The organism is Pseudomonas sp. LS1212 (assembly GCF_024741815.1).
GTDB lineage: Bacteria > Pseudomonadota > Gammaproteobacteria > Pseudomonadales > Pseudomonadaceae > Aquipseudomonas.
This window is the reverse complement of sequence record NZ_CP102951.1, coordinates 5,003,616-5,028,844: the sequence shown is the minus strand read 5'-3', so window position 1 is coordinate 5,028,844 and position 25,229 is coordinate 5,003,616. Positions and strand designations below refer to the sequence as shown.

The window sequence follows — 25,229 nt, the reverse complement described above, 5'->3', positions numbered from 1 at the left end:
AGCTTAGTGGCTGCTCGCGGATTTTGCCTCTTTGACGGTTGAAGAAGCACTTCGCAAGGCTTGACGGGCCTGCTGTTGGCGCAGCCGCTGCCAATGTTCCAGCACGCCTTTGGGGGCCCAGATCTGCGGTTCCGAGGCGTCAAAATTTTCGCTCGTTTCCCGCTCGGCGACGTGAGTCCTGGCAAGGTCGAAAGCCTGCTGCAGGTCGTCGGTCTGGTTCAGGGCCCGGGCGAACAGGGCGTCGCCAAAGTAGGTGAAGTCAGCCTCTTCCGAGCAGCCAAAGGACACCCGGTCGGCGCGCGAGGCGGTCATGATCAGGGTTCTTTCATCCTTGAGCGGCTCGATGAAGCCTCCTGAATAACACGCCGAGATGACAATTATCTTGTTGCGGCTCTTCAAGGGGGCGAGGACGGTCGCCAACTCGTCGGCAGGCAGATCCGACAGTTGCAAACGCGGTTGATCCAGTACCAGTTCATGCTCGTGGGTGCCATGACTGGTCAGGTAGATGAATATCAGGTCTTCCGGGCCGCTACGCTCGGCCAGGGTCTGGACGGCGCGGCCGAGGTTTTCCCGGGTTGCCATCGGCCGGTCACCGAGGTGGTCGCGGTGATTGACCAGACTGATCTGGCCGTTGGCGCCAAACCGGCTGGCGAGCATCCGGCTGACAAAATCGGCTTCGCGCAGGAACACGCTCTGCTTGCCATCGCCGGCCAGGGTCAGGCTGTAGAGTTCGATGTTCGGGGTCGAGGCGGGCACGCCGGCCAGGGCCTGATCAAGCAGGCGACCTTGATTGAGCAGGGCCAGTTCCAGTGGGTCAGGCAGCAGTCGACCTTTTTCATCGCGTACGCGCTGGCCGTTGAGCCAGCGCCCACTCTGCACTTTGCCGTCGGTCTGGGTCAGGCGGCCGATGCCGTGATAGGTATCGTTTTCGAAACCGCCGACATAGACGCTGCCATCGGGCAGGGCCAGTTGGCCTTGGCCAGAGAAGCGCCAGTCGCGGAAAAAACCTTTGTAATGGCTGCCGTCGGCGCCAATCAACTCACCCTTGCCGGTGAGCGAGCCTTCCTTGAACTGACCGATCCAGACATCGCCATTGGCGTTCTCGTAGCGGCCTCGGCCATGCAACTGGTTGTGATGGAAACCACCGATGTACTGGTCGCCCTCGGCGCTGTTGAAGGTGCCGTTGCCTTCCAGCTGGCCATTGACGAAGTGGCCGCTGAACTGATTGGCGCTGGCGTCGCTGCGGATGCCTTCGCCGTTGGGTTTGCCTCGGGCGAACAGGCCCTGGTACTGGCTGCCGTCCTGAAGTTCAAGGTGACCGGCACCGGAATACTGATCGGCCTTGAAACCGCCGCGATAGGTCAGGTCTGCATCCTTGAGGGTGCCTTCGCCTTCGCGTCGGCCCATCCGAAAGCCCCCGGTGTAACTGCTGCCGTTGGCCAGCAGGCTGCCCTGGCCATGGAACAGGCCCTGCTCGAACTGGCCGCGATAGACTTCGCCATTACTGCCATGCCATTCGCCCTCGCCCTGCCATTGGCCGTTGATGAAGTTGCCGGCGTACCAGCTGCCATTGGGGTAGTCCACGCGCCCTGGCCCCTGGAGAGCGCCGTTGACCACTTCACCCCGATAACGGCCACCGTCGGGCAGGCGTGCATCGGGAGGTGAAAGGGGTTCACCGTCACCGCAGGCAGTGAGCAATAACGTCAGGGCGAGAGGAACGAGTGAGCGCATGGCAGGGTCCGGACAAGTAAGGGCTCGAGTATGCCGCAGAATGTCCTGTGCGAAACAGCCACGATGGCTGTTTCGCATCATGCCGCGCTTAAACGAAGCAGAGCGACAGGGGTTCGGCGATATAGGCCGGTTTTTCCTCGCCTTCGATTTCCAGGGTGGCGGTTGCCTTGAGCAGCCACTGGCCAGGCTTTTTCTCAGTGACCTCAGTGAGGTCTACCTTGAGTCGGACTTTGGAGTTGACCTTGACCGGCTGAAGGAAACGAACGCTGTCCAGGCCATAGTTGACGACCATTTTCAGGCCTTCAGGCATGACGAGGATGTTTTCCATCAGTTTCGGGATCAGTGACAAGGACAGGAAGCCATGGGCGATGGTGCTGCCGAACGGGGTCTGGGCGGCTTTGACCGGGTCTACGTGGATGAACTGGTAGTCGCCAGTGGCTTCGGCGAAGAGATTGATGCGCTCTTGATCGATGGTGAGCCACTCGGAATATCCGAGTTCCTTTCCAACATAATCCTTGAGCTCCGCAACGGGTACTTGGGGCATAGAGACTCTCCTTGATGTCATTGCTTTTATAGTTTTCTGGCAAATATCTTCAGCGCGCCTAGATCAGCATGGCAGCCCGCGCGGGTCAAGCCCGAATGCCTGCGGCGAATGGCGATATATAGGCACGGCGGCTGCGTGCTTATAATGCCCGGCGAGCCTGATGGAGATTCCTATGCTGTTACGCGGTTTGACGTGGCTGGTGCTGTTCCAATTGCTCGGCACGGCGATCAATCATCTATTTCTCTCGGTGTTGCCGGGCCCGATCATCGGTCTCGTGTTGCTCCTGGCCTACCTCATGATCCGCGGTGAAGTGGGAGCGCCATTGAACGAAGCCTCTTCGAGCCTGTTGCGCTACCTGCCGCTGTTGCTGGTACCGCCGGCGGTCGGGGTGATGGTCCATGCCGCCGACATTGCCGCGGACTTCTGGGCCATCGCCGGGGCACTGGTGCTCTCGTTGCTGATATCGGTCGCCTTTGCCGGGGTCTTGATGCAAAAGTTGATCACGCGTCAGGCGCGCCGAGAGGAGCGCTCATGACGCTGGATTGGCAAGGTGCGCTCGACTCGGTCGTCCACCATCCCCTGTTCGGCATCGGTATTACCCTGGGGGCTTATCAGCTGGTGCTTGCGGCGTATGAAAAGACCCGCTGGATTTTTCTGCAGCCGGTGCTGGTTTCGATGCTGTTGGTCATCGGCGTACTGCTGGGTTGTGGCCTGACTTACGCCGAATACCGAAAAAGCACCGAGATTCTCAGCATTTTGCTCGGGCCGGCCACAGTGGCGCTGGCGGTTCCGCTCTACCTCAACTTGCGCCGCATCCGTCAGTTGTTCTGGCCAACTTTTACTACGCTGGTAGTGGGAGGTGTGGTGGCTACAGGGGCCTGCCTGTTGCTGGGCTGGTGGTTTGGTGCCGAACACATGATTCTCATGACCATGGCGCCAAAGTCGGTGACTTCGCCAATTGCCATGCTGGTGGCTGAGCAGATGGGGGGTGTCGCGGCATTGGCGGCGGTGTTTGTGCTGATCACGGGCGTGATCGGTGCCATCTTCGGTCCTGCTGTGTTGTCCCGTTGTGGTGTTCATAGCCCGGCAGCCCGGGGCATGGCGCTGGGCATGACTGCTCATGCCGTCGGCACGTCCGTGGCGTTGCAGGAGGGAGAGGAGTGCGGGGCGTTCGCCGCCCTGGCAATGAGCCTGATGGGTGTCGCCACCGCCGTCTTCCTGCCATTGGCCGTAAGCCTGATTGCCTAAGGAAATTGTTATGACGTTGCCGCTGTTTCCGCTCAATACCGTCCTGTTTCCGGGCTGCATCCTCGACTTGCAGATATTCGAGGCGCGTTACCTGGACATGATTGGCCGCTGCATGAAGCAAGGCGCAGGCTTCGGCGTGGTCTGCCTCCTCGATGGCGAAGAGGTTGGGCGAGCTCCCGAAGGTTATGCCCTGATCGGCTGTGAAGCGTTGATTCGGGATTTCCAGCAGCAGGATAACGGCTTGCTCGGCATTCGCGTGGAGGGCGGGCGGCGTTTTCGCGTGGAAAGTACCGAGGTCCAGCGCGACCAGTTGATTCTGGCAGAAGTCCAATGGCTGCCGGATTTCCCTGAAGCGCCGTTGCAGGAGGAGGACGCCGACCTGGTCGCATTGCTCAATGCGTTGGCCGAGCACCCGATGGTAGCGGCACTGAATATGGGTACCAGGGCGACCGGGCAACAGTCGCTGGCCAATCAGCTGGCTTACCTGTTGCCATTCTCGGAGCTGGACAAGATCGATCTGCTGACGCTCGACGATCCGCAACAACGCCTGGATGCCATTCAGGCGTTGCTCGATGATCTGCAGGGCGAACTGTTCGCTTAGGGCGTGCTAGTACTGATAGCGCACCAAGGCGTGCGGCAGTGCATAGAGGGCGGAAAATGTCAGCAGTGCAACGCAGCCCGGTACGATCAGCCACCAGACTCGCAACGGCATGGCAACCAATGGCGTGCGCAACTGGATCAGGCTCAGGCTGATGGCGCAAACGCTGCAGGCCAGCATCATGCCGGCGAGGATATCGGTCGGCCAATGGACGCCCAGATACACCCGTGATAATGCAATCGACAGGGCCGGCAGGCTGCCCAGCAGCAGCCAGGTCAGGCGCATGCGTGGCGGTTGTCCTCGTCCTGCCAGGACGGCCAGTACCAGAAAGAGCGCAAAGGATGCCGAGCTGTGGCCGCTGGGCATGCTGTAAGTCGTCAGCGGGCTCGTCAGCACTTCCGGGCGTGCCCGGGCGAACAGCCATTTGATGCTGCCATTGGCCAGGGCGGTAAAAAGCAGGGTGGAGCCGGCGAAGAGCGCTGGTCGCAATTGCCGCGCCAGCAACAACAACCCTGTCAGCAAGCCACCGACCATGAGCTGGGTACGAAAATCGCCCAACCGTGTGATCACTACCACTGCGCTATCGATCGCACTGCTTCGGTGCTCCTGGATCAAGGTCATCAAGCCTTGATCGAGCTGGGTCAGATACGGCCAGCCAATGAACAGGGCGATAAGCAGGCTCAGGCACAGTACCGCGACCATTTGGGTCGCCCTCGGCTGATTGCGCAGACTGCTGTTGATGCCCAGCCCCAGCAGCAACGCCAGTGCGCCGGCGACAACGCCCGCTTCAGGCCAGAAACCTTCCGGCAGGGGCAAGCGCATGGCCGCCCCGGTCGCCCAGCCGGGCAAGAGATAGGCGACCGACCAGCCAGCACCCGCGATCAGGCTGACAATAATGAAGCGCGGCAGCGGCATGTCGAACATTCCGGCCACCATTGGCAGCATCGGTCGCAGCGGGCCGATGAAGCGGCCGACCAGCAGGCTGGCGATGCCATAGCGCTGGAAATAGAGCTCAGCGCTGCCGATCCACTCAGGATGGTGCCGGAGCAGCGGCAGGCGTCGAATGTTCTGGTGGAAGCGTCGTCCCAGAAAGTAGGACACCGCGTCGCCGAGCATGCCGCCCACGTATCCCAGCAGCAAGGTTTCGCCCAGGGTCAGGGCGCCACTGCCGGCCAGCACTGCTATGGCGAACAGCAGCACGGTGCCGGGCACTATGATCCCGGCAATTGCCAGGCATTCGATACAAGCCACCAGAAAAACTGCCAGCCCCAGCCATTGAGGATTTGCCGTCAACCAGCCGGTCATGCTGTCGAGCCATTGGCCCATGCTTCAGTTTCCTTGTGCCAGTAAAATGTAGTCGCGACCTTCGACCTGTCCCCGTCGCAAGGGGTTGCGGGTAGAGTGACGGGCAAAGTCTGCGTCGACGAAACGGTACATCAAGTGTTCGTCGCGACCGCTCGGTATACCCAGGCGCGTGGTTTGGATAATGCGTTGAACGATAATGCCGCGGTCTTCGACGAACAGTTGCTCGGGGTCGAAGCGTTTGGCGTCCCAGGCCGGCACTTTCAGGCCCAGCGCCTTGCACAGCAAGGTCTGGCCCGCACACAGCCGTTCGATCGGGCGCGGATTGCCGCTGGCGTCGGGGTTGTTCAATTGCATCTGCGCCAGGCTGTTGCTGTCGCTGTATTGATCGAGCCAAGGGTAGCCTGCCTTGATCAATACCGCGTTGCCCGGCCCTTGGGCGCTAAAGTTAAGCGAATCGCCACCACGGGCGTAGTACATATAGATGTGGCCGCCGTCCAGAAACAGCGCCTTACGCTTTTCCGTATAGCCGAGGGAGGCGTGGCTGCCTTTTTCGGCGCAATAATAAGCTTCGGTCTCGATGATGCGTGCTGAAAGCCAATACGGGCCATGACGATGACGGATGACTTTGCCGAGCAGCTCCTTGGCCAGAACCTGGGCGTCACGGTCAAAAAAATCGTCGGGCAGCTGTCGAGCGTCATGCCAAGGCAGGGCGCAGGGCTTGTCGCGCATCGGCGGTCACCAGGAGAACGGGACGTCGATGATAGCAATTTCTGGCTTAATCGCAGCTGAATGCACGATTTCCTCCAGCTCATTTCGACCATCCGCCTGCCACCGCTGTCCGTGGACGGGTACGACAGCTATAATCAGCCGCTTTCCTCTTTGCCAAGACCACTGAGACCATGACTGAGTCCGTTCTTGACTACATGACCCGTTTGGGTCGCGCCGCCCGCGAAGCTTCGCGCGTGATCGGCCGTGCCAGCACCGCGCAGAAGAACCGCGCCCTGCTGGCCGCCGCCACTGCGTTGGATCAGGCTCGCGCCGAATTGACCGCCGCCAACGAGCTGGACCTGGCCGCAGGCCGGGCCAATGGGCTCGAGCCGGCCATGCTCGAACGTCTGGCGCTGACGCCGGCACGTATCGACGGCATGATCGTCGGTCTGCGTCAGGTAGCCAGCTTGCCGGACCCGGTCGGGGCGATCCGCGACATGAGCTACCGACCATCGGGTATCCAGGTTGGCAAGATGCGCGTGCCGCTGGGCGTCGTGGGAATCATCTACGAGTCGCGGCCGAACGTGACCATCGATGCAGCCAGCCTGTGTCTGAAGTCGGGCAACGCGACCATTCTGCGTGGCGGCTCCGAAGCGATTCACTCCAACCGCGCCATTGCCGCCTGCATCCAGCGCGGTCTGGCCGATGCCGGTCTGCCGGCCGCCGTGGTGCAAGTGGTGGAAGTGACCGATCGCGCCGCTGTCGGTGCCCTGATCAGCATGCCCGAGTACGTCGATGTGATCGTGCCGCGTGGCGGCAAGGGCCTGATCGAACGCGTCAGCCGCGATGCACGCGTGCCAGTGATCAAGCACCTGGATGGTATCTGCCACGTCTATGTAGCCGCCGATGCCGACCTGGAAAAGGCCCAGCGCATTGCCTTCAATGCCAAGACCTACCGTTACGGCATCTGCGGCGCGATGGAGACCCTGCTGGTCGATGAGCGCGTTGCTGCCGAGTTTTTGCCGGCGATGGCCGCACAATTCCGGGAGAAAGGCGTTGAGTTGCGCGGTTGCGAGCGCACCCGCCAATTGATCGATGCCGTGGCGGCCAGCGAAGAAGACTGGCACACCGAATACCTGGCGGCGATTCTGTCGATTCGGGTGGTCGATGGGCTGGACCAGGCCATCGAACACATCAACCACTATGGCTCGCACCATACGGATTCGATCGTCACCGAACACCAGGGCCAGGCCCGGCGCTTCATGGCCGAAGTCGACTCCAGTTCGGTAATGCTGAACACACCAACCTGCTTCGCCGATGGCTTCGAGTACGGTCTGGGCGCGGAAATCGGCATTTCCACGGACAAGCTGCACGCCCGTGGCCCGGTTGGCCTGGAAGGCCTGACCTGCGAGAAGTACGTGGTCATCGGCGATGGCCAGTTGCGCGGTCAGGAGCCGATCTGACTTGGCCCATCACAGCCCGTCAGCCAGCAAAGCTGTGCCCGCGCCGTTAGCTCGGCGCATTGGCGTGCTCGGCGGGACCTTCGACCCGGTGCACATCGGTCACCTGCGCAGTGCGCTGGAAGTGGCCGAAATGCTCGGGCTCGATGAGCTGCGCCTGACGCCCAACGCAAGGCCGCCACATCGGGACACGCCGCAGGTCGCGGCAATGGACCGGTTGGCAATGGTCGAATGCGCGGTGCAAGGCGTTGCGCCCTTGACGGTCGATGCCCGCGAATTGCAACGGGACAAGCCGTCTTACACCATCGACACCCTGGAGCTGATGCGGGCCGAACTGGCCGCTGACGACCAATTGTTTCTGTTGCTGGGCTGGGATGCCTTCTGTGGTTTGCCGACCTGGCATCGCTGGGAAGAGCTGCTGCAGTACTGTCATATCCTGGTGCTGCAACGACCGGATGCCGACATCGAGCCACCGGATGCCCTGCGCAACCTGTTGGCGGCGCGTTCGGTCAGTGACCCGCAGGCCCTCAAGGGCTCCTGCGGGCAGATTGCATTCGTCTGGCAGACACCCCTGGCGGTGTCGGCCACCCAGATCCGTCAACTGCTGGCCAGCGGGAAGTCGGTACGTTTCCTGGTGCCTGACGCGGTACTGGCCTACATCGATGCGCACGGTCTGTACCGTGCGTCGAACTGAAGGAATGCTTCGAGCCTGTGCTTTGAAGCGTTCCAAACATACGAGCTGAACGAGTTTTATATGAAGAACCAAGTAATGAAAGGCGAAGAACTGGTCAAAGTGGCAGTCGCCGCTCTCGAAGACGTCAAAGCCCAGGACGTCCTGGTGATCGATGTTCGCGACAAGCAGAGCATCACCGATTACATGATCATCGCCACCGGTACCTCCAACCGCCAGATCAACGCGATGCTCGAAAAAGTTCGCGAAATGGTCAAGGCCCAGGGCGCCAAGCCGCTGGGTGAAGAAGGCAAGGGCGACAGCGATTGGGTTCTGCTGGACCTGGACGACGTCATCGTGCACATGATGACTGCCTCCGCTCGTCAGTTCTACGACCTCGAGCGTCTGTGGAAAGGTGCCGAGCAAAGCCGTGCCGCCGACGGCAAGCATCACAGCCCCGAGGTCACCCATGAGCATTTCACCAAGCTCAACAAAGACCAGGAATAAGGGACTGCTGTGCGCCTGCGCCTGATCGCGGTCGGTTCGCGCATGCCCAAGTGGGTGGAAGACGGCTGGCATGAATATGCCAAGCGTCTGCCCTCCGAGCTGGCACTGGAACTGGTGGAAATCCCGCTCAATACCCGTGGCAAGAATGCCGACGTGGCCCGCCTGATTCGTCAGGAGGGTGAGGCCATGCTGGCCAAGGTCCAGCCGGGGGAACGGATCGTCACGCTCGAGGTCCATGGCAAGCCCTGGAGTACCGAGCAACTGGCGGTCGAGCTGGACCGCTGGCGGCTGGATTCGCGTACCGTGAACTTCATGGTCGGCGGCCCCGAGGGGCTGGCGCCGGAAGTCTGTGCGCGCAGCGAGCAGCGCTGGTCGCTGTCGCCGCTGACCTTGCCACACCCGCTGGTACGGATACTCATCGGTGAGCAGTTGTATCGCGCCTGGACCGTCCTGTCCGGGCACCCTTATCACAAATAAGCCGTAAGCCTTTCTTAATGTCGCAGCCGATTCGCCTAAAGGATCACGAGAAAGACGCCCGTCTGGTGCGTGGCCGCGTCATGGTCGGCGCAGTCGCGGTCGTCGTGCTGATCTGCGTGCTGATTGCCCGGCTGTATTTCCTGCAGGTGATCCAGTACGAGTATCACTCGACCCTGTCCGAGAACAATCGGGTGCATGTGCAGCCGATTCCACCGACACGTGGGCTGATATTCGACCGCAATGGGGTAATCGTTGCCGACAACCGGCCGAGCTTCAGTCTGAGCATGACGCGCGAGCGTTCGGGTGACTGGCGGCAGGTGCTCGATGTCATCGTCGAAGTCCTGCAATTAACGCCCGAAGACCGCACGCTCTTTGAAAAGCGCATGAAGCAAGGGCGCCGGCCATTCGAGCCGGTGCCGATCCTGTTCGAGCTGACCGAAGAACAGATCGCCCGGATTGCGGTCAATCAGTTCCGCCTGCCTGGCGTCGAAGTGGTGGCGCAGCTGGTTCGCCACTATCCACAGGGCGCGCATTTCGCGCATTCGGTCGGCTACGTCGGGCGGATCAACGAGAAAGAGCTCAAGACCCTCGATCCGGTCAATTACAGTGGCACCCACCACATCGGCAAGACAGGTATCGAGCGCTTCTACGAGCCGCAACTGCATGGCCAGGTGGGGTACGAAGAGGTCGAGACCAACGCCCGCGGCCGTGTGTTGCGCGTGCTCAAGCGCACCGACCCGATTCCGGGCAAGGACATCGTCCTGAGCCTGGACATCAAGTTGCAGGAAGCAGCCGAGGCTGCCCTGGGCGGTCGCCGGGGGGCGATCGTGGCGCTCGATCCGAGCACCGGGGAAGTACTGGCCATGGTCAGCCAGCCGAGCTTCGATCCCAACCTGTTCGTTACCGGCATCGGATTCAAGGCCTATGCCGAGCTGCGCGACTCGATCGACCGGCCATTGTTCAACCGGGTCCTGCGCGGTCTGTATCCACCGGGCTCGACGATCAAGCCGGCAGTGGCGATTGCCGGCCTCGACAGTGGCGTGGTCACCGCCGCTTCGCGGGTCTACGACCCGGGCTATTATCAGCTGCCCAACTACGACCACAAGTACCGAAACTGGAACCGTACCGGCGATGGCTGGGTGGACCTGGACACCGCGATCATGCGTTCCAACGACACCTACTTCTATGACCTGGCGCACAAGATGGGCATCGATCGGTTGTCCGGTTACATGAACCGTTTCGGCATCGGCCAGAAGGTCTCCCTGGATATGTTCGAAGAATCCCCCGGCTTGATGCCCTCGCGTGAATGGAAGCGGGCAACGCGGCGCCAGGCCTGGTTCCCGGGTGAAACCCTGATCCTGGGGATCGGCCAGGGTTATATGCAGGCCACTCCCCTGCAGCTGGCCCAGGCCACGGCCTTGATCGCCAGCAAGGGCAAGTGGAATCGTCCGCACCTGGCCAAGACCATCGAGGGCTTGCCGCCGGTCGACGAGAACCCGATGGAAGATATCGTGCTGCGCGACAAATCGGACTGGAACAAGGTCGCCCATGGCATGGAGCAGGTCATGCACGGTGCGCGTGGTACAGCGCGCAAGGCGTCGATCGGCGCGCAATACCGCATTGCCGGCAAGAGTGGTACCGCCCAGGTGGTGGCGATCAAGCAGGGCGAGAAATACGACCGCTCCAAGGTGCAGGAACGCCATCGCGACCACGCCTTGTTCGTCGGCTTTGCCCCGGCCGACAATCCGAAGATTGTCGTGTCGGTGATGGTCGAGAACGGCGAATCCGGCTCCGGTGTCGCTGCGCCCGTGGTGCGTCAGGTGATGGATGCCTGGCTGCTCGGCGCCGATGGACACCTCAAGCCGGAATTTACCAGCGCTTCAGTAGCGGAGGCTCCGGCCCGTGAAGAGTAATTTCGACCGCATGCTCTCCAGCGAGGATGTGATGCGTCGCCGCGCCAGCCTGCTGCAGCGCATCCATATCGACGGCCCCTTGCTGATCCTGCTGCTGACGTTGGCCGCTGGCAGCCTGTTCGTGCTGTATTCGGCCAGTGGCAAGAACTGGGACCTGCTGATAAAACAGGCCACCTCCTTCGGTATCGGCCTGGTCTCGATGTTCGTGATCGCCCAGTTCGAACCCCGTTTCATGGCACGGTGGGTGCCGTTGGCCTACGTGTTCGGGGTGATATTGCTGGTCGTGGTGGATGTGATGGGGCACAACGCCATGGGGGCCACCCGCTGGATCAACATCCCAGGGGTGATTCGCTTCCAGCCGTCTGAATTCATGAAGATCATCATGCCGGCGACTATCGCCTGGTACCTGGCCAAACGCTCGCTGCCGCCGCATCTCAAGCATGTCGCAATCAGTCTGATGCTGATAGGTCTTCCCTTCATTCTGATCGTCCGCCAGCCGGACCTCGGCACGTCGCTGCTGATTCTGGCTTCCGGGGCCTTCGTGCTGTTCATCGGTGGCCTGCGCTGGCGCTGGATTATCAGCGTTATCGCAGCGGCCGTGCCGGTCGCGATAGCCATGTGGTTCTTTGTCATGCATGACTATCAGAAGCAGCGCGTGCTGACCTTTCTCGACCCCGAAAGCGATCCGCTGGGGACCGGCTGGAACATCATCCAGTCGAAGGCGGCCATTGGCTCGGGCGGTGTATTCGGCAAGGGCTGGCTGCTGGGTACCCAGTCGCACCTGGACTTTTTGCCCGAGAGCCACACCGACTTCATCATTGCCGTGATGGGCGAGGAGTTCGGGCTGGTCGGTATTTGCGCGTTGTTGCTGATTTACCTGCTGCTGATTGGTCGCGGCCTGGTGATCACTGCCCAGGCGCAGACCCTGTTCGGCAAATTGCTGGCAGGTAGCCTGACCATGACTTTTTTTGTTTATGTTTTCGTCAATATCGGTATGGTCAGTGGCCTCTTGCCCGTCGTAGGCGTGCCGCTGCCCTTCATTAGTTATGGCGGAACTTCGCTGGTGACGCTGCTGTCGGCGTTTGGGGTGCTAATGTCGATCCATACCCATCGCAAGTGGATCGCACAGGTTTGATTAAGGTGAAGAATTTCATGCAAGTAGTGCGTAACTGGGCGACTCGATGTGTTCCTTGGGTCGGCTTGGTAAGCATCCTTGGCGCGTCGCAACACGCGGCGGCCGGCGACTATGAAGGTTCGCCGCAAGTGGCCGAGTTCGTGGGCGAGATGACCCGCGACTATGGCTTCGCAGGAGAGCAATTGATGAGTGTGTTCCGCGACGTGGAGCGCAAGCAGTCTATTCTCGACGCCATTTCGCGCCCGGCCGAGCGAGTCAAGCCGTGGAAAGAATACCGCCCCATGTTCATCACCGATGCGCGCATTGCCCGCGGCGTCGACTTCTGGCGTCAGCATGAAGTGGCCCTGGCCCGTGCCGAAAAGGACTATGGCGTGCCCGCCCAGGTGATCGTCTCGATCATCGGTGTGGAGACCTTTTTTGGCCGCAATACCGGTAACTACCGGGTGATCGATGCCCTCTCGACACTGGGCTTCGATTATCCGCCGCGTGCCGACTTCTTCCGCAAGGAGCTGCGTGAATTCCTCCTGCTGGCCCGTGAAGAGCAGCTCGACCCGCTGACCCTCAAGGGCTCCTACGCCGGGGCCATGGGCTTGCCGCAGTTCATGCCGAGCAGCTTCAGGGCCTATGCGGTGGATTTCGACGGCGACGGCCACATCAACATCTGGAACAACCCGGACGATGCCATCGGCAGTGTCGCCAGTTATTTCAAGCGTCATGGCTGGGTGGCGGGGGAAGGGGTAGTGAGCCGGGCGCAGGTCCGCGGCGAGCGCGTCGACGAAGGGCTCACCCCGGGCATCGAACCGGTCAAGACAGCCGGGGAGTTGCGAGCACTGGGCTGGTCGAGTCATGATGCGCTGCGCAACGATCTGCCGGTCACCGCTTTCCGGCTTGAAGGTGAGAACGGCCCCGAATACTGGATGGGCCTGAAGAACTTTTATGCGATCACGCGCTATAACCGCAGCGTGATGTACGCTATGGCGGTGCATCAACTGTCGGAAATGCTGGTTCAAGCACGGGGCGTCAAATAATGCGGGCACTGCCGAGTCGCACACCGTTGAAGCTGCTGACCTGCGCAACGCTGGCCCTGATGGTGGCCAGTTGCTCTACCAGTCGCCCGCAGCAGCAGGCCACGCCGGTCCGCGCCAAGCCCGTGCTGGACATCAACCGGGCACATAAAGACGGTGCGCCGTGGTGGGACGTGGATGTCTCGCGCATTCCCGACGCCGTGCCAACCCAGCACACCGGCCCCTACAAGGCCAACCCCTATACGGTATTGGGCAAGACCTACTTTCCGATTCCCGATTCCCGAAACTATGTCGCTTCGGGTACCGCGTCCTGGTACGGCACCAAGTTTCACGGGCAGAACACTGCCAATGGCGAGGTCTATGATCTCTATGGGATGAGTGCCGCGCACAAGACGCTGCCTTTGCCCAGCTACGTACGGGTGACCAACCTGGACAACAACAAGAGCGTGATTCTGCGGGTCAATGACCGGGGGCCGTTCTATTCCGATCGCATTATCGATTTGTCCTATGCCGCGGCCAAGAAACTCGGTTACGCCGAGACCGGTACGGCCCGGGTCAAGGTCGAAGGCATCGACCCGCAGCAGTGGTGGGCACAGAAGGGCCGTCCGGCACCGCTGATGCTCAACCAACCGCAGGTTGCCCAGGCCAAACCGGCGCTGACGGCCTCCACCGGTACCGTCGAGCAGTGGACGCCACCGCCGCAGCAGCATGCCGCGGCCGTACTGCCGGTACAGGTCAAGGCGAACAGCAACGCGTCGGCCCAGGCCGCTGGTCTGTATCTGCAGGTGGGCGCGTTCGCCAACCCCGACGCTGCCGAGCTGTTGCGGTCGAAGTTGAGCACGATGGTCAGTGCACCGGTCTTCATCAGCTCGATCGTGCGCAACCAGCAGACGCTGCATCGGGTCCGGCTGGGGCCGATCGACAGCCAGGGCGAAGCCCAGCAAGTGCAGAACAGCGTACGCCTGGCCAACCTCGGCCAGCCGAGCGTAGTGACGGCAGACTGACACCCAATTGCAAAACAGCCTGTACAATGGCTGTTTTGCCCGCCAGGCCCCAGGGCCTGGAAACACGTTTTGCCCGCGAGGGCATGTGCCCATTAGCAATTTCGAGAGACGGATGAACATCACCACCTTTGCCAAACGCCTGAGCCTGCTTGTTCCGCTGATGATCACCCCTGCCGCCTGGGCGGCAGAGCAAATGATGCCGGCTGCGCCGCAACTCGCTGCCAAGTCTTATGTGCTCATGGAAGCCTCGAGCGGCAATATCCTGGTTGAAAACAACGGCGACCAGCGTCTGCCGCCAGCCAGCCTGACCAAGCTGATGACGGCCTACATCGCGACCCTGGAAATCCGTCGCGGCCAGATCGGCGAAAACGACCCGGTAACGGTCAGCGAGCACGCCTGGCGCACCGGTGGTTCGCGCATGTTCATCAAGGTCGGCACGCAAGTGAGTGTCAGCGATTTGCTGCACGGCATCATCATCCAGTCCGGCAACGATGCCAGCGTCGCGATCGCCGAGCACATCGCCGGCAGCGAAGACGGTTTTGCCGACATGATGAACAAGACGGCCGAAAAAATCGGCATGTCCAACAGCCACTTCATGAACGCCACCGGCCTGCCTAACCCGGAGCACTACTCCTCGGCGCACGACATGTCGGTGCTGGCGCGGGCGATCATCCATGAAGATCCGGTACATTACGCGATCTACTCGCAAAAGGAGTTCTTATGGAACGGCATCAAGCAGCCTAACCGCAATCTGCTGCTGTGGCGCGACAAGACCGTCGATGGCCTGAAAACCGGCCACACCGACGAAGCCGGCTTTTGCATGGTCTCCTCGGCCGTGCGTGACGGCATGCGTCTGATCGCCGTGGTGTTCGGCACCAACAGCGAACAGGCTCGTGCCGCCGAAACCCAGAAGCTGCTGACCTACGGTTTCCGCTTCTTCGAAACCCAGACCTTCTATCAGAAGGGTACCGAGCTGGCCCAGGCGCCAGTCTGGAAGGGCGATGCACGTCAGATCAAGGCCGGCCTGGCCGAAGACCTGAGCATGACGTTGCCTAAAGGCCAATTGAAAAAGCTGGCCGCCAGCATGACCATGAGCCCGCAACTGATCGCGCCGATCGCCAAGGGTGATGTTATCGGTAAAGTTGAGGTCAAACTCGATGACAAGGTTGTGCACAGCGCCGACCTGATTGCCCTCGACGCTGTCGAGGAAGGTGGTTTCTTGCGCCGCGTGTGGGATAGCATTCGTCTATTCTTCTACGGCTTGTTCAACTGATTGTCGACCTGCATGCCCCGCGCCGGACCGGACGCAGGGCATGCCCGTCGCCATGGCTCATGAGGCGGTTACTGCCATGACAGACTCTGACGTTAAGTCGCACAAGATCGAATTTCCCGTCGATGACTACCCGATCAAGGTGATCGGCGACACCGTTGTCGGCTTCAAGGACACTGTGATCGAAATTCTTGCCAAGTACGCAAAGCTGGACATCAAGTCCCTGGCCGAGCGGCAAAGCAGCAACGGCAAGTACACCACGGTACAGCTGCATATCATTGCCACCGACGAAGACCAATTGCGCAATATCAATAGTGCCCTGCGCGCTACCGGTATCGTGCACATGGTGCTGTAATGCCGGGCCTGGGCTTTCGCGAACTTGGCCTGATGGCCTATGAGCCAGTCTGGCAGGCCATGCGTCGGTTTACCGACGAGCGGGGCCCGCAGACCGCCGACGAGATCTGGCTGGTCCAGCATCCGGCGGTGTTCACCCAGGGGCAGGCCGGCAAGGCTGAACACCTGCTGCTGCCGGGCGATATTCCGGTGGTTCAGGTCGATCGTGGCGGGCAGGTGACTTATCATGGCCCCGGCCAGTTGGTTGCCTACCTGTTGCTGGATGTTCGCCGGCTTGGTTTTGGCGTGCGCGATCTGGTCAGCCGGATCGAGCGCAGCCTGATCGACCTGCTGGCCAGTTACGGCGTCGAGGCGGCCGCCAAGGCGGACGCCCCCGGGGTCTACGTCGACGGAGCGAAAATCGCTTCCCTCGGCTTGCGGATTCGTAACGGCTGCTCCTTCCATGGGTTGGCCTTGAACGTGGATATGGACCTGGCGCCATTCCAGCGGATTAATCCCTGCGGTTATGCGGGGCTGGCGATGACCCAGCTGCGCGACCATGCAGGGCCGATTGAATTTGCCGAGGTAAGTGCCCGGCTGCGTGCGCAGCTCGTCAAACACCTCGACTATGCTGAGCAGACGACCCTTACGGGCGGAATCGACTGAATATGACTACTGCGCATGAAGCGGTGCAAGACGCCGTGCAAACCGTGATCCCGACGCCTGAGCGCGCGGCCCGACCTGGCGAGGCCCGTCCGAAGGTAGAAGCTGGCGTGAAACTGCGCGGCGCCGAAAAGGTCGCTCGCATCCCGGTCAAGATCATCCCGACCGAAGAGCTGCCCAAGAAGCCCGACTGGATTCGCGTGCGCATCCCGGTTTCGCCGGAAGTCGACCGTATCAAGCAACTGCTGCGCAAGCACAAGCTGCACAGCGTTTGCGAAGAAGCCTCCTGCCCGAACCTGGGCGAGTGCTTCTCGGGCGGTACCGCGACCTTCATGATCATGGGTGACATCTGCACCCGTCGCTGCCCGTTCTGCGACGTTGGCCATGGCCGTCCAAAACCCCTGGACGTCGATGAGCCGAAGAACCTCGCCGTGGCCATTGCCGACCTGCGCCTGAAGTACGTGGTCATCACCTCGGTGGACCGCGACGACCTGCGTGACGGCGGTGCCCAGCACTTTGCCGACTGCCTGCGCGAGATTCGCCTGTTGTCGCCTGGCGTTCAGCTCGAGACACTGGTCCCGGACTACCGTGGCCGCATGGACGTTGCGCTGGCCATCACCGCGCAAGAGCCGCCGGATGTCTTCAACCACAACCTGGAAACCGTGCCGCGCCTGTACAAGGCTGCGCGCCCGGGTTCGGACTACCAGTGGTCGCTGACCCTGTTGCAGAAATTCAAGGAGCTGGTGCCTCACGTGCCGACCAAGTCCGGCTTGATGCTGGGCCTGGGCGAAACGGACGAGGAAGTCATCGAGGTGATGCAGCGCATGCGCGAGCACAACATCGACATGCTGACCCTGGGCCAGTACCTGCAGCCTTCGCGCAGCCACCTGCCGGTGCAGCGCTTCGTGCACCCGGATACCTTTGCCTGGTTTGCCGAGGAAGGCTACAAGATGGGCTTCAAGAACGTCGCCTCCGGTCCTCTGGTACGTTCTTCGTACCATGCCGACCAGCAGGCGCACGAGGCCAGGATCAAGCTCTGATCCTGGCGTTGTGAAGCGACCGGCCCACTGCCTCTGGCGGTGCGAGCCGGTCGTTTTGTTTCTGCGGCGGGCCTGTCAGCGGTTGCGCAGGCTTTCGAGCAGTTTGTGGGTTGGGTAGCCATCGGCCGGCCAGCCCAGGCTTTGCTGGGCGGCACGGATCGCCTTGCGCGTACTGGCGCCGATGATGCCATCGGGGTTGCCGGCGTCATAATTGTTGGCGCTGAGCAGGGTCTGCAGTTCGATGCGCTCCGTACGGCTCAGCGGCATATCATCCTTCGGCCACTCGCCGCGAATGTATCCCGAACCCGTGAGGCGCTCCGATAGCAGGTTGACGGCCAGCGCGTAGGACGATGAGTTGTTGTACTTCAAGATCGCCTGGAAGTTGTCAAACAGCAGGAATGCCGGGCCGCGGTGGCCTGCGGGCAGCAGCAGGGCGGCGGACAGCTGCTCGGCACCTGCTGGCAGGCTGGTGCCAGCTGGTAGTTTCACGCCCAGCTGCAGCCATTCGGCCACGCTTTTACGGATACTGCCATCGGCCAGCGCGTAATCGAAGTTCGGCGCCAGCTGGGCTTCCACCCCCCAGGGTTGGCCAGTCTGCCAGCCAGAGCTTTGCAGGTAGTGGGCGGTCGAAGCCAGGGCATCGGCCGCGCTGTTCCAGATGTCGCGGCGACCGTCGCCGTCGAAATCCACCGCATGGGTGTTATAGGTCGTCGGGATGAATTGGGTCTGGCCCATGGCGCCAGCCCAGGAACCGAGCATGCTCTCGGGCTGGATGTCGCCGTTCTGCAGGATCTGCAGGGCAGCGAGCAGTTGGCTTTGGGCGAAGGCCGGGCGGCGACCTTCGTAGGCCAGGGTTGCCAGCGAGCGGATCACCGACTTGTCGCCCTGGAACTGGCCAAAGTTGCTCTCCATTCCCCAAACCGCCACCAGGGCCCTGCGGTCGACGCCATAGCGCTGTTCGATGCTTTGCAGGATGTCCGCGTACTGGGTGAGCAGCGCCTCGCCCTTGCGCACGCGTACAGGCGACAGTGCGCCATCGAGGTATTCCCACACTGGGCGGGCGAACTCGGGTTGGCTGCGGTCGGCCTTGATTACGCTGATGTCCGGTGTGACACCGGCGAAGGCGCGGTCGAAGGTGTTTGCGGTAATGCCGGCCTGCAAGGCTTGCTGACGAAAGCCGGCCTGCCATTCACTGAACGACTGGGTCGGTTGGATTTCGATGGCTGCATCGATGGGTGCAGTGCTGGGCACCACCGGAGCAGGCGTGGCAGGTACCAGCGGCAGGGCGTCGGCGGCCGTGGGCTTTTCAGCGCAGGCGACGAGGAGGATGAGGCTGGAGGCAGCGATCAGTTGGCGTAATTGCCAGCGATGAGAAAGACTTAAGGGCATGCACAGGTCCAGGTATTACAGGTCAGGTAGTGACCATACCATGCCTGCCTTGGTTCAAGGCTTCATGCCGCCAAAAAGTAAGAAGCCTCCCAGTTTTTCGACTGGAAGGCTTCGCGGCGGTAGCTGCCTTTACCCTTTTTCGGTTGTTCCTGGCGGCTGCGGAACAGGGGCTGGGCGATGATGGATTTGGCCTTGTTGGGGCCATGCGGGGATGGCTTTTTGCTCATGATCTGATGCTCCGGGGTGTTTTTGATCGCGCGGTAGCATACCAGAGAGTCCGTGCTGTCTTCATCGCTGGCAAGCCAGCTCCCACAGGATTCGGGCTCAATCTCGGTCCTTGTGGGAGCGGGCTTGCCCGCGATGAGGCCGGATCAGGCAATACAAAGCTTACTCGGCAGGCAACACCACCCGCTGCCCCGCCATCAACAGCGAAAGCCGCGCCAGGCTGGTCCAGGGCGAACCCGCCGCCTGGCCCTTGATCTGGGCGTCTATCCGTTGTGCATCCTGCAGCAATTGGCCCCAACGCAACGCCGAATGCCGTTGCAGGGCTTTGCTCATCAGCGGTTTGCGCTTGTCCCAGACCGGCGGTCGGGCCTGGCTGAAGGCCTTATCCAGCGGTACGCCCTGGCTGTACTGCCGGGACAGGCTGGCCAGCACGCGCAGCTCGCGGGCCAGGGCCCAGAGGATCACCGGCGGTTCGACGCCTTCGCCGCGCAGGCCTTCGAGCATGCGCAAGGCATGGGCAGCTTCGCCGTTGAGAATCGCATCGACCAGGCCAAACACATCGAATCGAGCACTGTCGGCCACTGCGGCCTGAACAGTTTCAACCGTGATTTGATTGTCTTCTGCCAGCAGTTTGAGCTTTTCGATTTCCTGGGCGGCTGCCAACAGGTTGCCTTCGACCCGCGCTGCGATCAGCTCGACGGCATCCTGTTGCGCGGCAAGTCCGGCCTGGGAGAGTCGCTGACGAATCCACTGGGGCAATTGGCCAGCGTCGACCGGCCAGATCTGGATGAACTGGGTCTGTACCCCTTCGACCAGGGCCTTGCCCCACTTGGTTTTTTGCGCGCTGCCATCGAGCTTCGGCAGGCTGATCAGCAGCAAGGTGTCTTCGGCGGGGCGCGAACAGTACTCGATCAAGGCCGCAGCGCCCTTGTCACCGGGCTTGCCCGACGGCAGGCGCAGCTCCAGCAGGCGTCTTTGCGCGAACAGCGAAAGGCTGGCGCCGGCTTGCAGAAGGGTTCCCCAATCGAAGCTGGCATCGGCACTGAAGACCTGCCGCTCGTCAAAGCCTTGCTGGCGAGCGGCGGCCCGAATGGCGTCCGCGGCTTCCTGGCACAGCAGGGGATCATCGCCGCTGACCACATAGATCGGCGCGAGGCTGCCTTGCAGGTGCTTGTTGAGTTGGGCTGGTGTGAGCTTCATGGTCGTTGGCTGGCGGGGCGCTCAGCGCCCCGGCCGATTCAATTGATAGGCAGCTGCAATGGCGATTGCTGCGGCTGATCTTCCTGGGCGCGGCGAGCGGCTTCGATCGCGTCGGCTCGGGCCTTGGCGCGATTGTCGGCATCCTGCTGCAACTGGTCGAGCTGTGCAGGGCTCAGCAACTGCAGGCGCAGAACCATCTGCTGCACGGTTTCACGACGCATTTCCCGGCGAATTTCCGAAGCTTCCTCGTCGGAGCCGGCCAGGTTGTTGCTGTCGTGGACGTAGATCTTCTGGACTTCCAGTTTGTCGTTCAGCAACGACACGTTGTTATGCCCAAGGATTTCATAGCTCAGAACGTTGTTCAGCTGATACTCGACCGAGCCTGAGGAACCGGCGTAGCTGGCAGCGCGCTGGGTTTCGCTCTCGTTGACCAGGACCAGCTTGTACGGCGCGCCCGGATGGACATTCACACCGCTGCTTTCGAGCACTTGACGAAGCTGGGTCACGGTTTCGCCATAAGCGTTGCGAGCGCTCAGGTCCAGCTCCTTGATCGCAAGTTCAGTGGTGCCGGTGCCGCGCAGGTGGAAACCGCAGGCGCTGAGTAATACGGCAAGGCCCATTACCAGCAGATTGCGTTTGATCATGTTTGATGCTCCCTTGAAACCTTGTGGGCCGACTGATTGCGCAGCGCCCGGAGGATGTCCGGGCGCTCGCTGTGATCAGTTGGCGACAATATTGACCAGCTTGCCGGGCACGACGATGACCTTGCGGATCGTCAGGCCTTCGGTGAAGCGCAGCACGTTCTCGTTGGTCCGAGCGGCCGCTTCGACGTCCTCGCGGCTGGCGCTGGCCGGCATGTCGATCTGGCCACGCAGCTTGCCGTTGACCTGGATCACCAGCTGGATGCTGTCCTGCACCAGTGCGGTTTCGTCCAGTGTCGGCCAGCCTGCGTCGATCACGGCGCCAGGGTGACCCAGCTGCTTCCACAATTCATGGCTGATGTGCGGGGTGATCGGTGCCAGCAACAGGGCCACGGTTTCCAGGCCTTCCTGCAGCAATGCGCGGTCCTGGGTATTGGCCTGAGGCGCCTTTTCCAGCACGTTCATCAAGGTCATTACCTGGGCGATGGCGGTGTTGAACTTGTGGTGCTGGCCGACATCCTGGCTGGCCTGCTTGATGGCCAGGTGGATGGCGCGACGAATGGCTTTCTGATCGTCGTCGAGTGCGGCGATGTCCAGCGTGCCAGGCAAGCCCTGGCCAACATGGGCGTGCGCCAGGCGCCAGACGCGCTTGAGGAAGCGATGGGAGCCTTCGACACCGGAGTCGGACCATTCCAGGCTCATGTCAGGCGGCGAGGCGAACATCATGAACAGACGGCAGGTGTCGGCACCGTACTGATCGATCATCGATTGCGGGTCGACGCCGTTGTTTTTCGACTTGGCCATTTTCTCGGTGCCACCGATCTCGACGGGCAGGCCGTCGCTGATCAATTTGGCGCTGATGATCTTGGCTTTGCTGTCACGCACCAGCTCCACATCCGCCGGGTTGAACCAGGTCTTGCCGCCGTTGGCTTCGAGACGGTAGTAAGTCTCGGCGATGACCATGCCTTGGGTCAGCAGGTTCTTGAACGGCTCGTCGGAGTTGACCAGGCCTTCGTCGCGCATCAGCTTGTGGAAGAAGCGCGCGTAAAGCAGGTGCAGGATCGCGTGTTCGATACCGCCGATGTACTGGTCGACCGGCAGCCAGTGGTTGGCTGCAGCCGGGTCGACCAGGCCGCCTTCGTAGCGCGGCGAGGCGTAACGGGCGTAGTACCACGAGGACTCGACGAAGGTGTCCATGGTGTCGGTTTCACGCTTGGCAGGCGCGCCGCATTTCGGGCAGCTGCACTCGTAGAACTCGGGCATGCGCGCCAGCGGCGAGCCGGCGCCGTCCGGTACCACGTCTTCGGGCAGAACCACGGGCAGTTGGTCTTCCGGTACCGGTACATCGCCGCAGGTGTCGCAGTGGATGATCGGGATCGGGCAGCCCCAATAGCGTTGGCGGCTGATGCCCCAGTCGCGCAGGCGGAACTGGGTGCGCGATGCGCCGAGGTTTTTTTTCAGCAGGGCGACTTCGATGGCATCGAACGCACCGGCAAAGTCCAGGCCGTCGTACTCACCGGAATTGATCAGCTGGCCGTATTCGCCGTAGGCGTCCTGCCACGGAGCAGGGGTTTCGTCGCCCGCGCTGGTGCGAATCACGTTCTTGATCGGCAGGTTGTACTTGTGGGCGAACTCGTAATCGCGTTCGTCGTGAGCCGGAACAGCCATCACGGCGCCATCGCCGTAATGCATCAGGACGTAGTTGGCGACCCACACCGGCAGCTTCTCACCGGTCAACGGGTGCTCGACGAACAGCGACGTCGGCAGGCCTTTTTTCTCCTGGGTGGCGACGTCGGCTTCTGCCACGCTGCCGCTCTTGCACTCATGGATGAACGCTTGCAGCTCAGGATTGTCCTGCGCTGCCAGCGTTGCCAGATGGTGTTCGGCGGCAACGGCGACGTAGGTCGCGCCCATCAGGGTGTCCGGACGGGTGGTGAAGACTTTCAATACGCCGGCTTCGCCGATGGAGGCCTGGTCGTAGGGGAATTGCACTTCCATGCCACGGGATTTGCCGATCCAGTTGCGTTGCATGGTCTTGACCTGCTCGGGCCAGCCCGGCAAATCGTCGAGGCTGGTCAGCAGTTCATCCGCGTAAGCGGTGATCTTGAAGTAGTACATCGGGATTTCGCGCTTTTCGATCAGCGCGCCCGAGCGCCAGCCACGGCCATCGATGACCTGCTCGTTGGCCAGTACGGTCTGGTCGACCGGGTCCCAGTTCACGGTGCCGTTCTTGCGGTAGATCACGCCTTTTTCGAACAGGCGAGTGAACAGCCATTGTTCCCAGCGGTAGTAATCGGGCTTGCAGGTGGTGACTTCGCGCGACCAGTCCACGCCCAGGCCCAGGCTTTTGAGCTGGTTCTTCATGTAGGCGATGTTTTCGTAGGTCCACTTGGCCGGTGCGACGTTGTTTTTCATCGCGGCGTTCTCGGCCGGCATGCCGAAGGCGTCCCAGCCCATGGGCTGCAGGACATTCTTGCCGTGCATGCGCTGGTAGCGGGCAATCACGTCGCCAATGGTGTAGTTGCGCACGTGCCCCATGTGTAGCTTGCCGCTGGGGTAGGGGAACATAGACAGGCAGTAGTAGGTGTCCTTGCCAGGCTGTTCACTTACTTCAAAGGACTTTTGCTCGTCCCAGAACGACTGGGCGGCGGCTTCGATTTCGCGGGGCTGATAGAGTTCGTGCATGGCTACTTTGCGCTGAGAAATGGGTGACCTTATCCAGGCAGCGTGAAATCCGCTGCGCACGGCAATAGGGTGACAAACAATCAACGCAGTAGCATACATGACCCCCCTCTATCGAGGGAAACCCTGATTGCGTCAGGTTGGCCTCGCAAGGCCCGGCGCATCCGTTGGTCGCGGCATCCAGCTGGTTTTGCGGGCAGCGCTAAGCTCATGTGTGGGGAGTATGTTTTATCTTCGATGAGGTGAGCGGATGGCAGAGTCGCAGCTGAAAGCAATGAAGCCGGAGTTGTTCGAACGGCTGATCGACCGTCTGGGGTTAGCCTTGGATGTCGCCAGAACAGCGGTTCGATTACGAGATGAAATGCCTGCTGAATTGGAGTTACGTGGCCTGAGCCGCGCTGAATTCGAATTGATCAACGCCTATCTGGTTTCCAATCCGGTAGGAGGGCATGGAAGCTCCGGTGCTCAGGAGCAAACAGAGTCGCATCATTCGGCCAGGATTGTCTGGCTGAAAGACAAGACTTCAAAAAAAACCACGGCGAAATCCAAAGCGCTGCAATTCAAATAACCTTTGAAATGAGTCAGGTGCAGGCCCCAGCGCATTGATTCCATCATGCGCTATCAAACGAGCGGCCTGCGGATATTGTTGCCGAGCGTCAATCCCCTTAGGCTTCGGGCATTCATGGAGATGCCCGATGCCTGTTCGTTACTTTTTAAAACAATTGCTCCTGCCACCAGGCGGTTTATTCCTGCTGCTGCTCGTTGCCTGGTGGTTGCGGCGCTCCTGGCCGCGGCTGTCCGCCCTGTGCTTTGTACTCGGTCTTGGCGGGCTATGGCTCATGAGCCTGCCGATTACCGTGGAGACGGCGGCCAAGCGTCTGGAGACCGAGCCTGCGTTGGCAGAGAGCCAGTGGGCGGCCCTTGCGCAACAGGCCGATGCCATTGTCGTACTGGGAGCTGGGCGCGAACGCGCCGACCCGGCCTGGGGCGGTGTTGACCAGCCGTCGGTCATTGCCATGGAGCGGATGCGCTATGCCGCGCGTCTGGCCAAGGCTTCCGGCTTGCCGGTGCTCACGACGGGCGGTTTGCACTTCGGGCTGCCGCCCAGTGAGGCCGAGGTCATGGCGGTGTCCTTGCACAACGATTTCGGGGTGAATGTGCGCTGGAAAGAAGAGCAGAGCCGCACCACCTGGGAAAACGCCCAGCTGAGTGCAGCGCTGTTGCTGCCGCAGGGTATCAAGCGCGTGGTCGTGGTGACCCAGGCCTGGCATATGCAGCGTTCACGCTGGAGTTTCGAGCAGGCGGGCTTTGCCGTGGTTCCCGCCCCCGTGGGTTTTCTCGGGGTCGACAAGGCGCGGCCGTTCGGTGGCTGGATGCCAGAGAGTCAGGCCATGTGGCAGAGCGGCCAACTGCTCAATGAAGCGGTTGGCCTGCTCGGTTACCGGCTGTTCTATCGCTGAC

General features: G+C 61.4%; 26 protein-coding genes. 17 read left to right on the top strand and 9 right to left on the bottom strand.

Annotation, left to right across the window (positions count from 1 at the left end; genetic code table 11):
- Positions 1-3: 3 nt before the first annotated feature.
- The gene (locus NVV94_RS23445) at positions 4-1,731 is read right to left on the bottom strand and encodes a C13 family peptidase (RefSeq protein ID WP_258444709.1); all 1,728 of its coding nucleotides are present in this window, start codon (positions 1,729-1,731) and stop codon (positions 4-6) included.
- A gap of 88 nt (positions 1,732-1,819) precedes the next feature.
- On the bottom strand, positions 1,820-2,275 hold the full coding sequence (locus NVV94_RS23440; protein ID WP_258444708.1) for a MaoC family dehydratase: 456 nt from the start codon (positions 2,273-2,275) through the stop codon (positions 1,820-1,822).
- 172 nt (positions 2,276-2,447) lie between these two features.
- Between NVV94_RS23440 and NVV94_RS23435 the strand changes: the two genes are divergently transcribed.
- The 3 genes from NVV94_RS23435 to NVV94_RS23425 are packed head-to-tail and all read left to right on the top strand — an operon-like array spanning position 2,448 to position 4,124.
- Positions 2,448-2,810 (top strand): CidA/LrgA family protein, encoded by a 363-nt coding sequence (locus NVV94_RS23435; protein WP_258444707.1) that lies wholly within the window; start codon positions 2,448-2,450, stop codon positions 2,808-2,810.
- 2 nt (positions 2,811-2,812) lie between these two features.
- On the top strand, positions 2,813-3,523 hold the full coding sequence (locus NVV94_RS23430; RefSeq protein ID WP_258447800.1) for an LrgB family protein: 711 nt from the start codon (positions 2,813-2,815) through the stop codon (positions 3,521-3,523).
- A 10-nt stretch (positions 3,524-3,533) separates the two neighbouring features.
- Positions 3,534-4,124, top strand: coding sequence for an LON peptidase substrate-binding domain-containing protein (locus NVV94_RS23425; RefSeq protein WP_258444706.1), 591 nt, complete (start codon positions 3,534-3,536; stop codon positions 4,122-4,124).
- A gap of 6 nt (positions 4,125-4,130) precedes the next feature.
- On the opposite strand, the gene NVV94_RS23420 is transcribed toward NVV94_RS23425, so the two are convergent.
- Both NVV94_RS23420 and NVV94_RS23415 read right to left on the bottom strand, forming a co-directional pair.
- Complete coding sequence (locus NVV94_RS23420; protein ID WP_258444705.1) at positions 4,131-5,447, bottom strand: bifunctional DedA family/phosphatase PAP2 family protein; 1,317 nt, start codon at positions 5,445-5,447, stop codon at positions 4,131-4,133.
- A 3-nt stretch (positions 5,448-5,450) separates the two neighbouring features.
- The gene (locus NVV94_RS23415; protein WP_258444704.1) at positions 5,451-6,155 is read right to left on the bottom strand and encodes a DNA-3-methyladenine glycosylase; all 705 of its coding nucleotides are present in this window, start codon (positions 6,153-6,155) and stop codon (positions 5,451-5,453) included.
- 170 nt (positions 6,156-6,325) lie between these two features.
- Between NVV94_RS23415 and NVV94_RS23410 the strand changes: the two genes are divergently transcribed.
- The 12 genes from NVV94_RS23410 to lipA all read left to right on the top strand — a co-directional run bounded on the left by NVV94_RS23410 (position 6,326) and on the right by lipA (position 17,631).
- Entirely contained in the window at positions 6,326-7,597 is a 1,272-nt protein-coding gene (locus tag NVV94_RS23410) for a glutamate-5-semialdehyde dehydrogenase (protein WP_258444703.1), read from the top strand.
- On the top strand, positions 7,566-8,288 hold the full coding sequence (gene nadD / locus NVV94_RS23405) for a nicotinate-nucleotide adenylyltransferase (RefSeq protein WP_258444702.1): 723 nt from the start codon (positions 7,566-7,568) through the stop codon (positions 8,286-8,288). The genes NVV94_RS23410 and nadD overlap by 32 nt, the downstream gene beginning before the upstream one ends.
- 60 nt (positions 8,289-8,348) lie before the next feature.
- On the top strand, positions 8,349-8,771 hold the full coding sequence (gene rsfS / locus NVV94_RS23400) for a ribosome silencing factor (protein ID WP_258444701.1): 423 nt from the start codon (positions 8,349-8,351) through the stop codon (positions 8,769-8,771).
- A gap of 9 nt (positions 8,772-8,780) precedes the next feature.
- Complete coding sequence (gene rlmH / locus NVV94_RS23395) at positions 8,781-9,248, top strand: 23S rRNA (pseudouridine(1915)-N(3))-methyltransferase RlmH (protein WP_258444700.1); 468 nt, start codon at positions 8,781-8,783, stop codon at positions 9,246-9,248.
- Between the two features lie 17 nt (positions 9,249-9,265).
- The gene (mrdA, locus tag NVV94_RS23390; protein ID WP_258444699.1) at positions 9,266-11,161 is read left to right on the top strand and encodes a penicillin-binding protein 2; all 1,896 of its coding nucleotides are present in this window, start codon (positions 9,266-9,268) and stop codon (positions 11,159-11,161) included.
- Positions 11,162-11,192: 31 nt separating this feature from the next.
- Positions 11,193-12,296 (top strand): rod shape-determining protein RodA, encoded by a 1,104-nt coding sequence (gene rodA, locus NVV94_RS23385; RefSeq protein WP_258447799.1) that lies wholly within the window; start codon positions 11,193-11,195, stop codon positions 12,294-12,296.
- Positions 12,297-12,313: 17 nt separating this feature from the next.
- Complete coding sequence (mltB, locus tag NVV94_RS23380) at positions 12,314-13,324, top strand: lytic murein transglycosylase B (protein ID WP_258444698.1); 1,011 nt, start codon at positions 12,314-12,316, stop codon at positions 13,322-13,324.
- Positions 13,324-14,325, top strand: coding sequence for a septal ring lytic transglycosylase RlpA family protein (locus tag NVV94_RS23375; RefSeq protein WP_258444697.1), 1,002 nt, complete (start codon positions 13,324-13,326; stop codon positions 14,323-14,325). Before mltB ends, NVV94_RS23375 begins: the two co-directional genes overlap by 1 nt.
- 112 nt (positions 14,326-14,437) lie before the next feature.
- On the top strand, positions 14,438-15,598 hold the full coding sequence (locus tag NVV94_RS23370; protein WP_258444696.1) for a D-alanyl-D-alanine carboxypeptidase family protein: 1,161 nt from the start codon (positions 14,438-14,440) through the stop codon (positions 15,596-15,598).
- A 76-nt stretch (positions 15,599-15,674) separates the two neighbouring features.
- On the top strand, positions 15,675-15,950 hold the full coding sequence (locus NVV94_RS23365; protein ID WP_258444695.1) for a DUF493 domain-containing protein: 276 nt from the start codon (positions 15,675-15,677) through the stop codon (positions 15,948-15,950).
- Positions 15,950-16,594, top strand: a complete 645-nt coding sequence (gene lipB / locus NVV94_RS23360; protein ID WP_258444694.1) for a lipoyl(octanoyl) transferase LipB — start codon at positions 15,950-15,952, stop codon at positions 16,592-16,594. Before NVV94_RS23365 ends, lipB begins: the two co-directional genes overlap by 1 nt.
- 2 nt (positions 16,595-16,596) lie before the next feature.
- Positions 16,597-17,631 carry a lipoyl synthase gene (gene lipA, locus NVV94_RS23355; protein WP_258444693.1) on the top strand — a complete coding sequence of 345 codons (1,035 nt, stop codon included), beginning with the start codon at positions 16,597-16,599 and terminating at the stop codon, positions 17,629-17,631.
- 75 nt (positions 17,632-17,706) lie between these two features.
- On the opposite strand, the gene NVV94_RS23350 is transcribed toward lipA, so the two are convergent.
- The 5 genes from NVV94_RS23350 to leuS all read right to left on the bottom strand — a co-directional run bounded on the left by NVV94_RS23350 (position 17,707) and on the right by leuS (position 23,771).
- A complete protein-coding gene (locus NVV94_RS23350) occupies positions 17,707-19,020 on the bottom strand; it encodes a lytic murein transglycosylase (protein ID WP_258444691.1) in 1,314 nt (437 codons plus the stop codon).
- 62 nt (positions 19,021-19,082) lie between these two features.
- Positions 19,083-19,247 (bottom strand): alternative ribosome rescue factor ArfA, encoded by a 165-nt coding sequence (gene arfA, locus NVV94_RS23345; RefSeq protein WP_258444690.1) that lies wholly within the window; start codon positions 19,245-19,247, stop codon positions 19,083-19,085.
- A 160-nt stretch (positions 19,248-19,407) separates the two neighbouring features.
- On the bottom strand, positions 19,408-20,445 hold the full coding sequence (holA, locus tag NVV94_RS23340) for a DNA polymerase III subunit delta (RefSeq protein ID WP_258444689.1): 1,038 nt from the start codon (positions 20,443-20,445) through the stop codon (positions 19,408-19,410).
- A gap of 38 nt (positions 20,446-20,483) precedes the next feature.
- A complete protein-coding gene (gene lptE, locus NVV94_RS23335; RefSeq protein WP_258444688.1) occupies positions 20,484-21,089 on the bottom strand; it encodes an LPS assembly lipoprotein LptE in 606 nt (201 codons plus the stop codon).
- Between the two features lie 75 nt (positions 21,090-21,164).
- Complete coding sequence (leuS, locus tag NVV94_RS23330; protein WP_258444687.1) at positions 21,165-23,771, bottom strand: leucine--tRNA ligase; 2,607 nt, start codon at positions 23,769-23,771, stop codon at positions 21,165-21,167.
- A 247-nt stretch (positions 23,772-24,018) separates the two neighbouring features.
- Here leuS and NVV94_RS23325 point away from each other — a divergent pair, with 247 nt between their 5' ends.
- Positions 24,019-24,336: a hypothetical protein gene (locus NVV94_RS23325; RefSeq protein ID WP_258444686.1), complete on the top strand. Its 318-nt coding sequence runs from the start codon at positions 24,019-24,021 to the stop codon at positions 24,334-24,336.
- Positions 24,337-24,463: 127 nt separating this feature from the next.
- Positions 24,464-25,228, top strand: coding sequence for a YdcF family protein (locus NVV94_RS23320; RefSeq protein WP_258444685.1), 765 nt, complete (start codon positions 24,464-24,466; stop codon positions 25,226-25,228).
- Position 25,229: the final 1 nt, after the last annotated feature.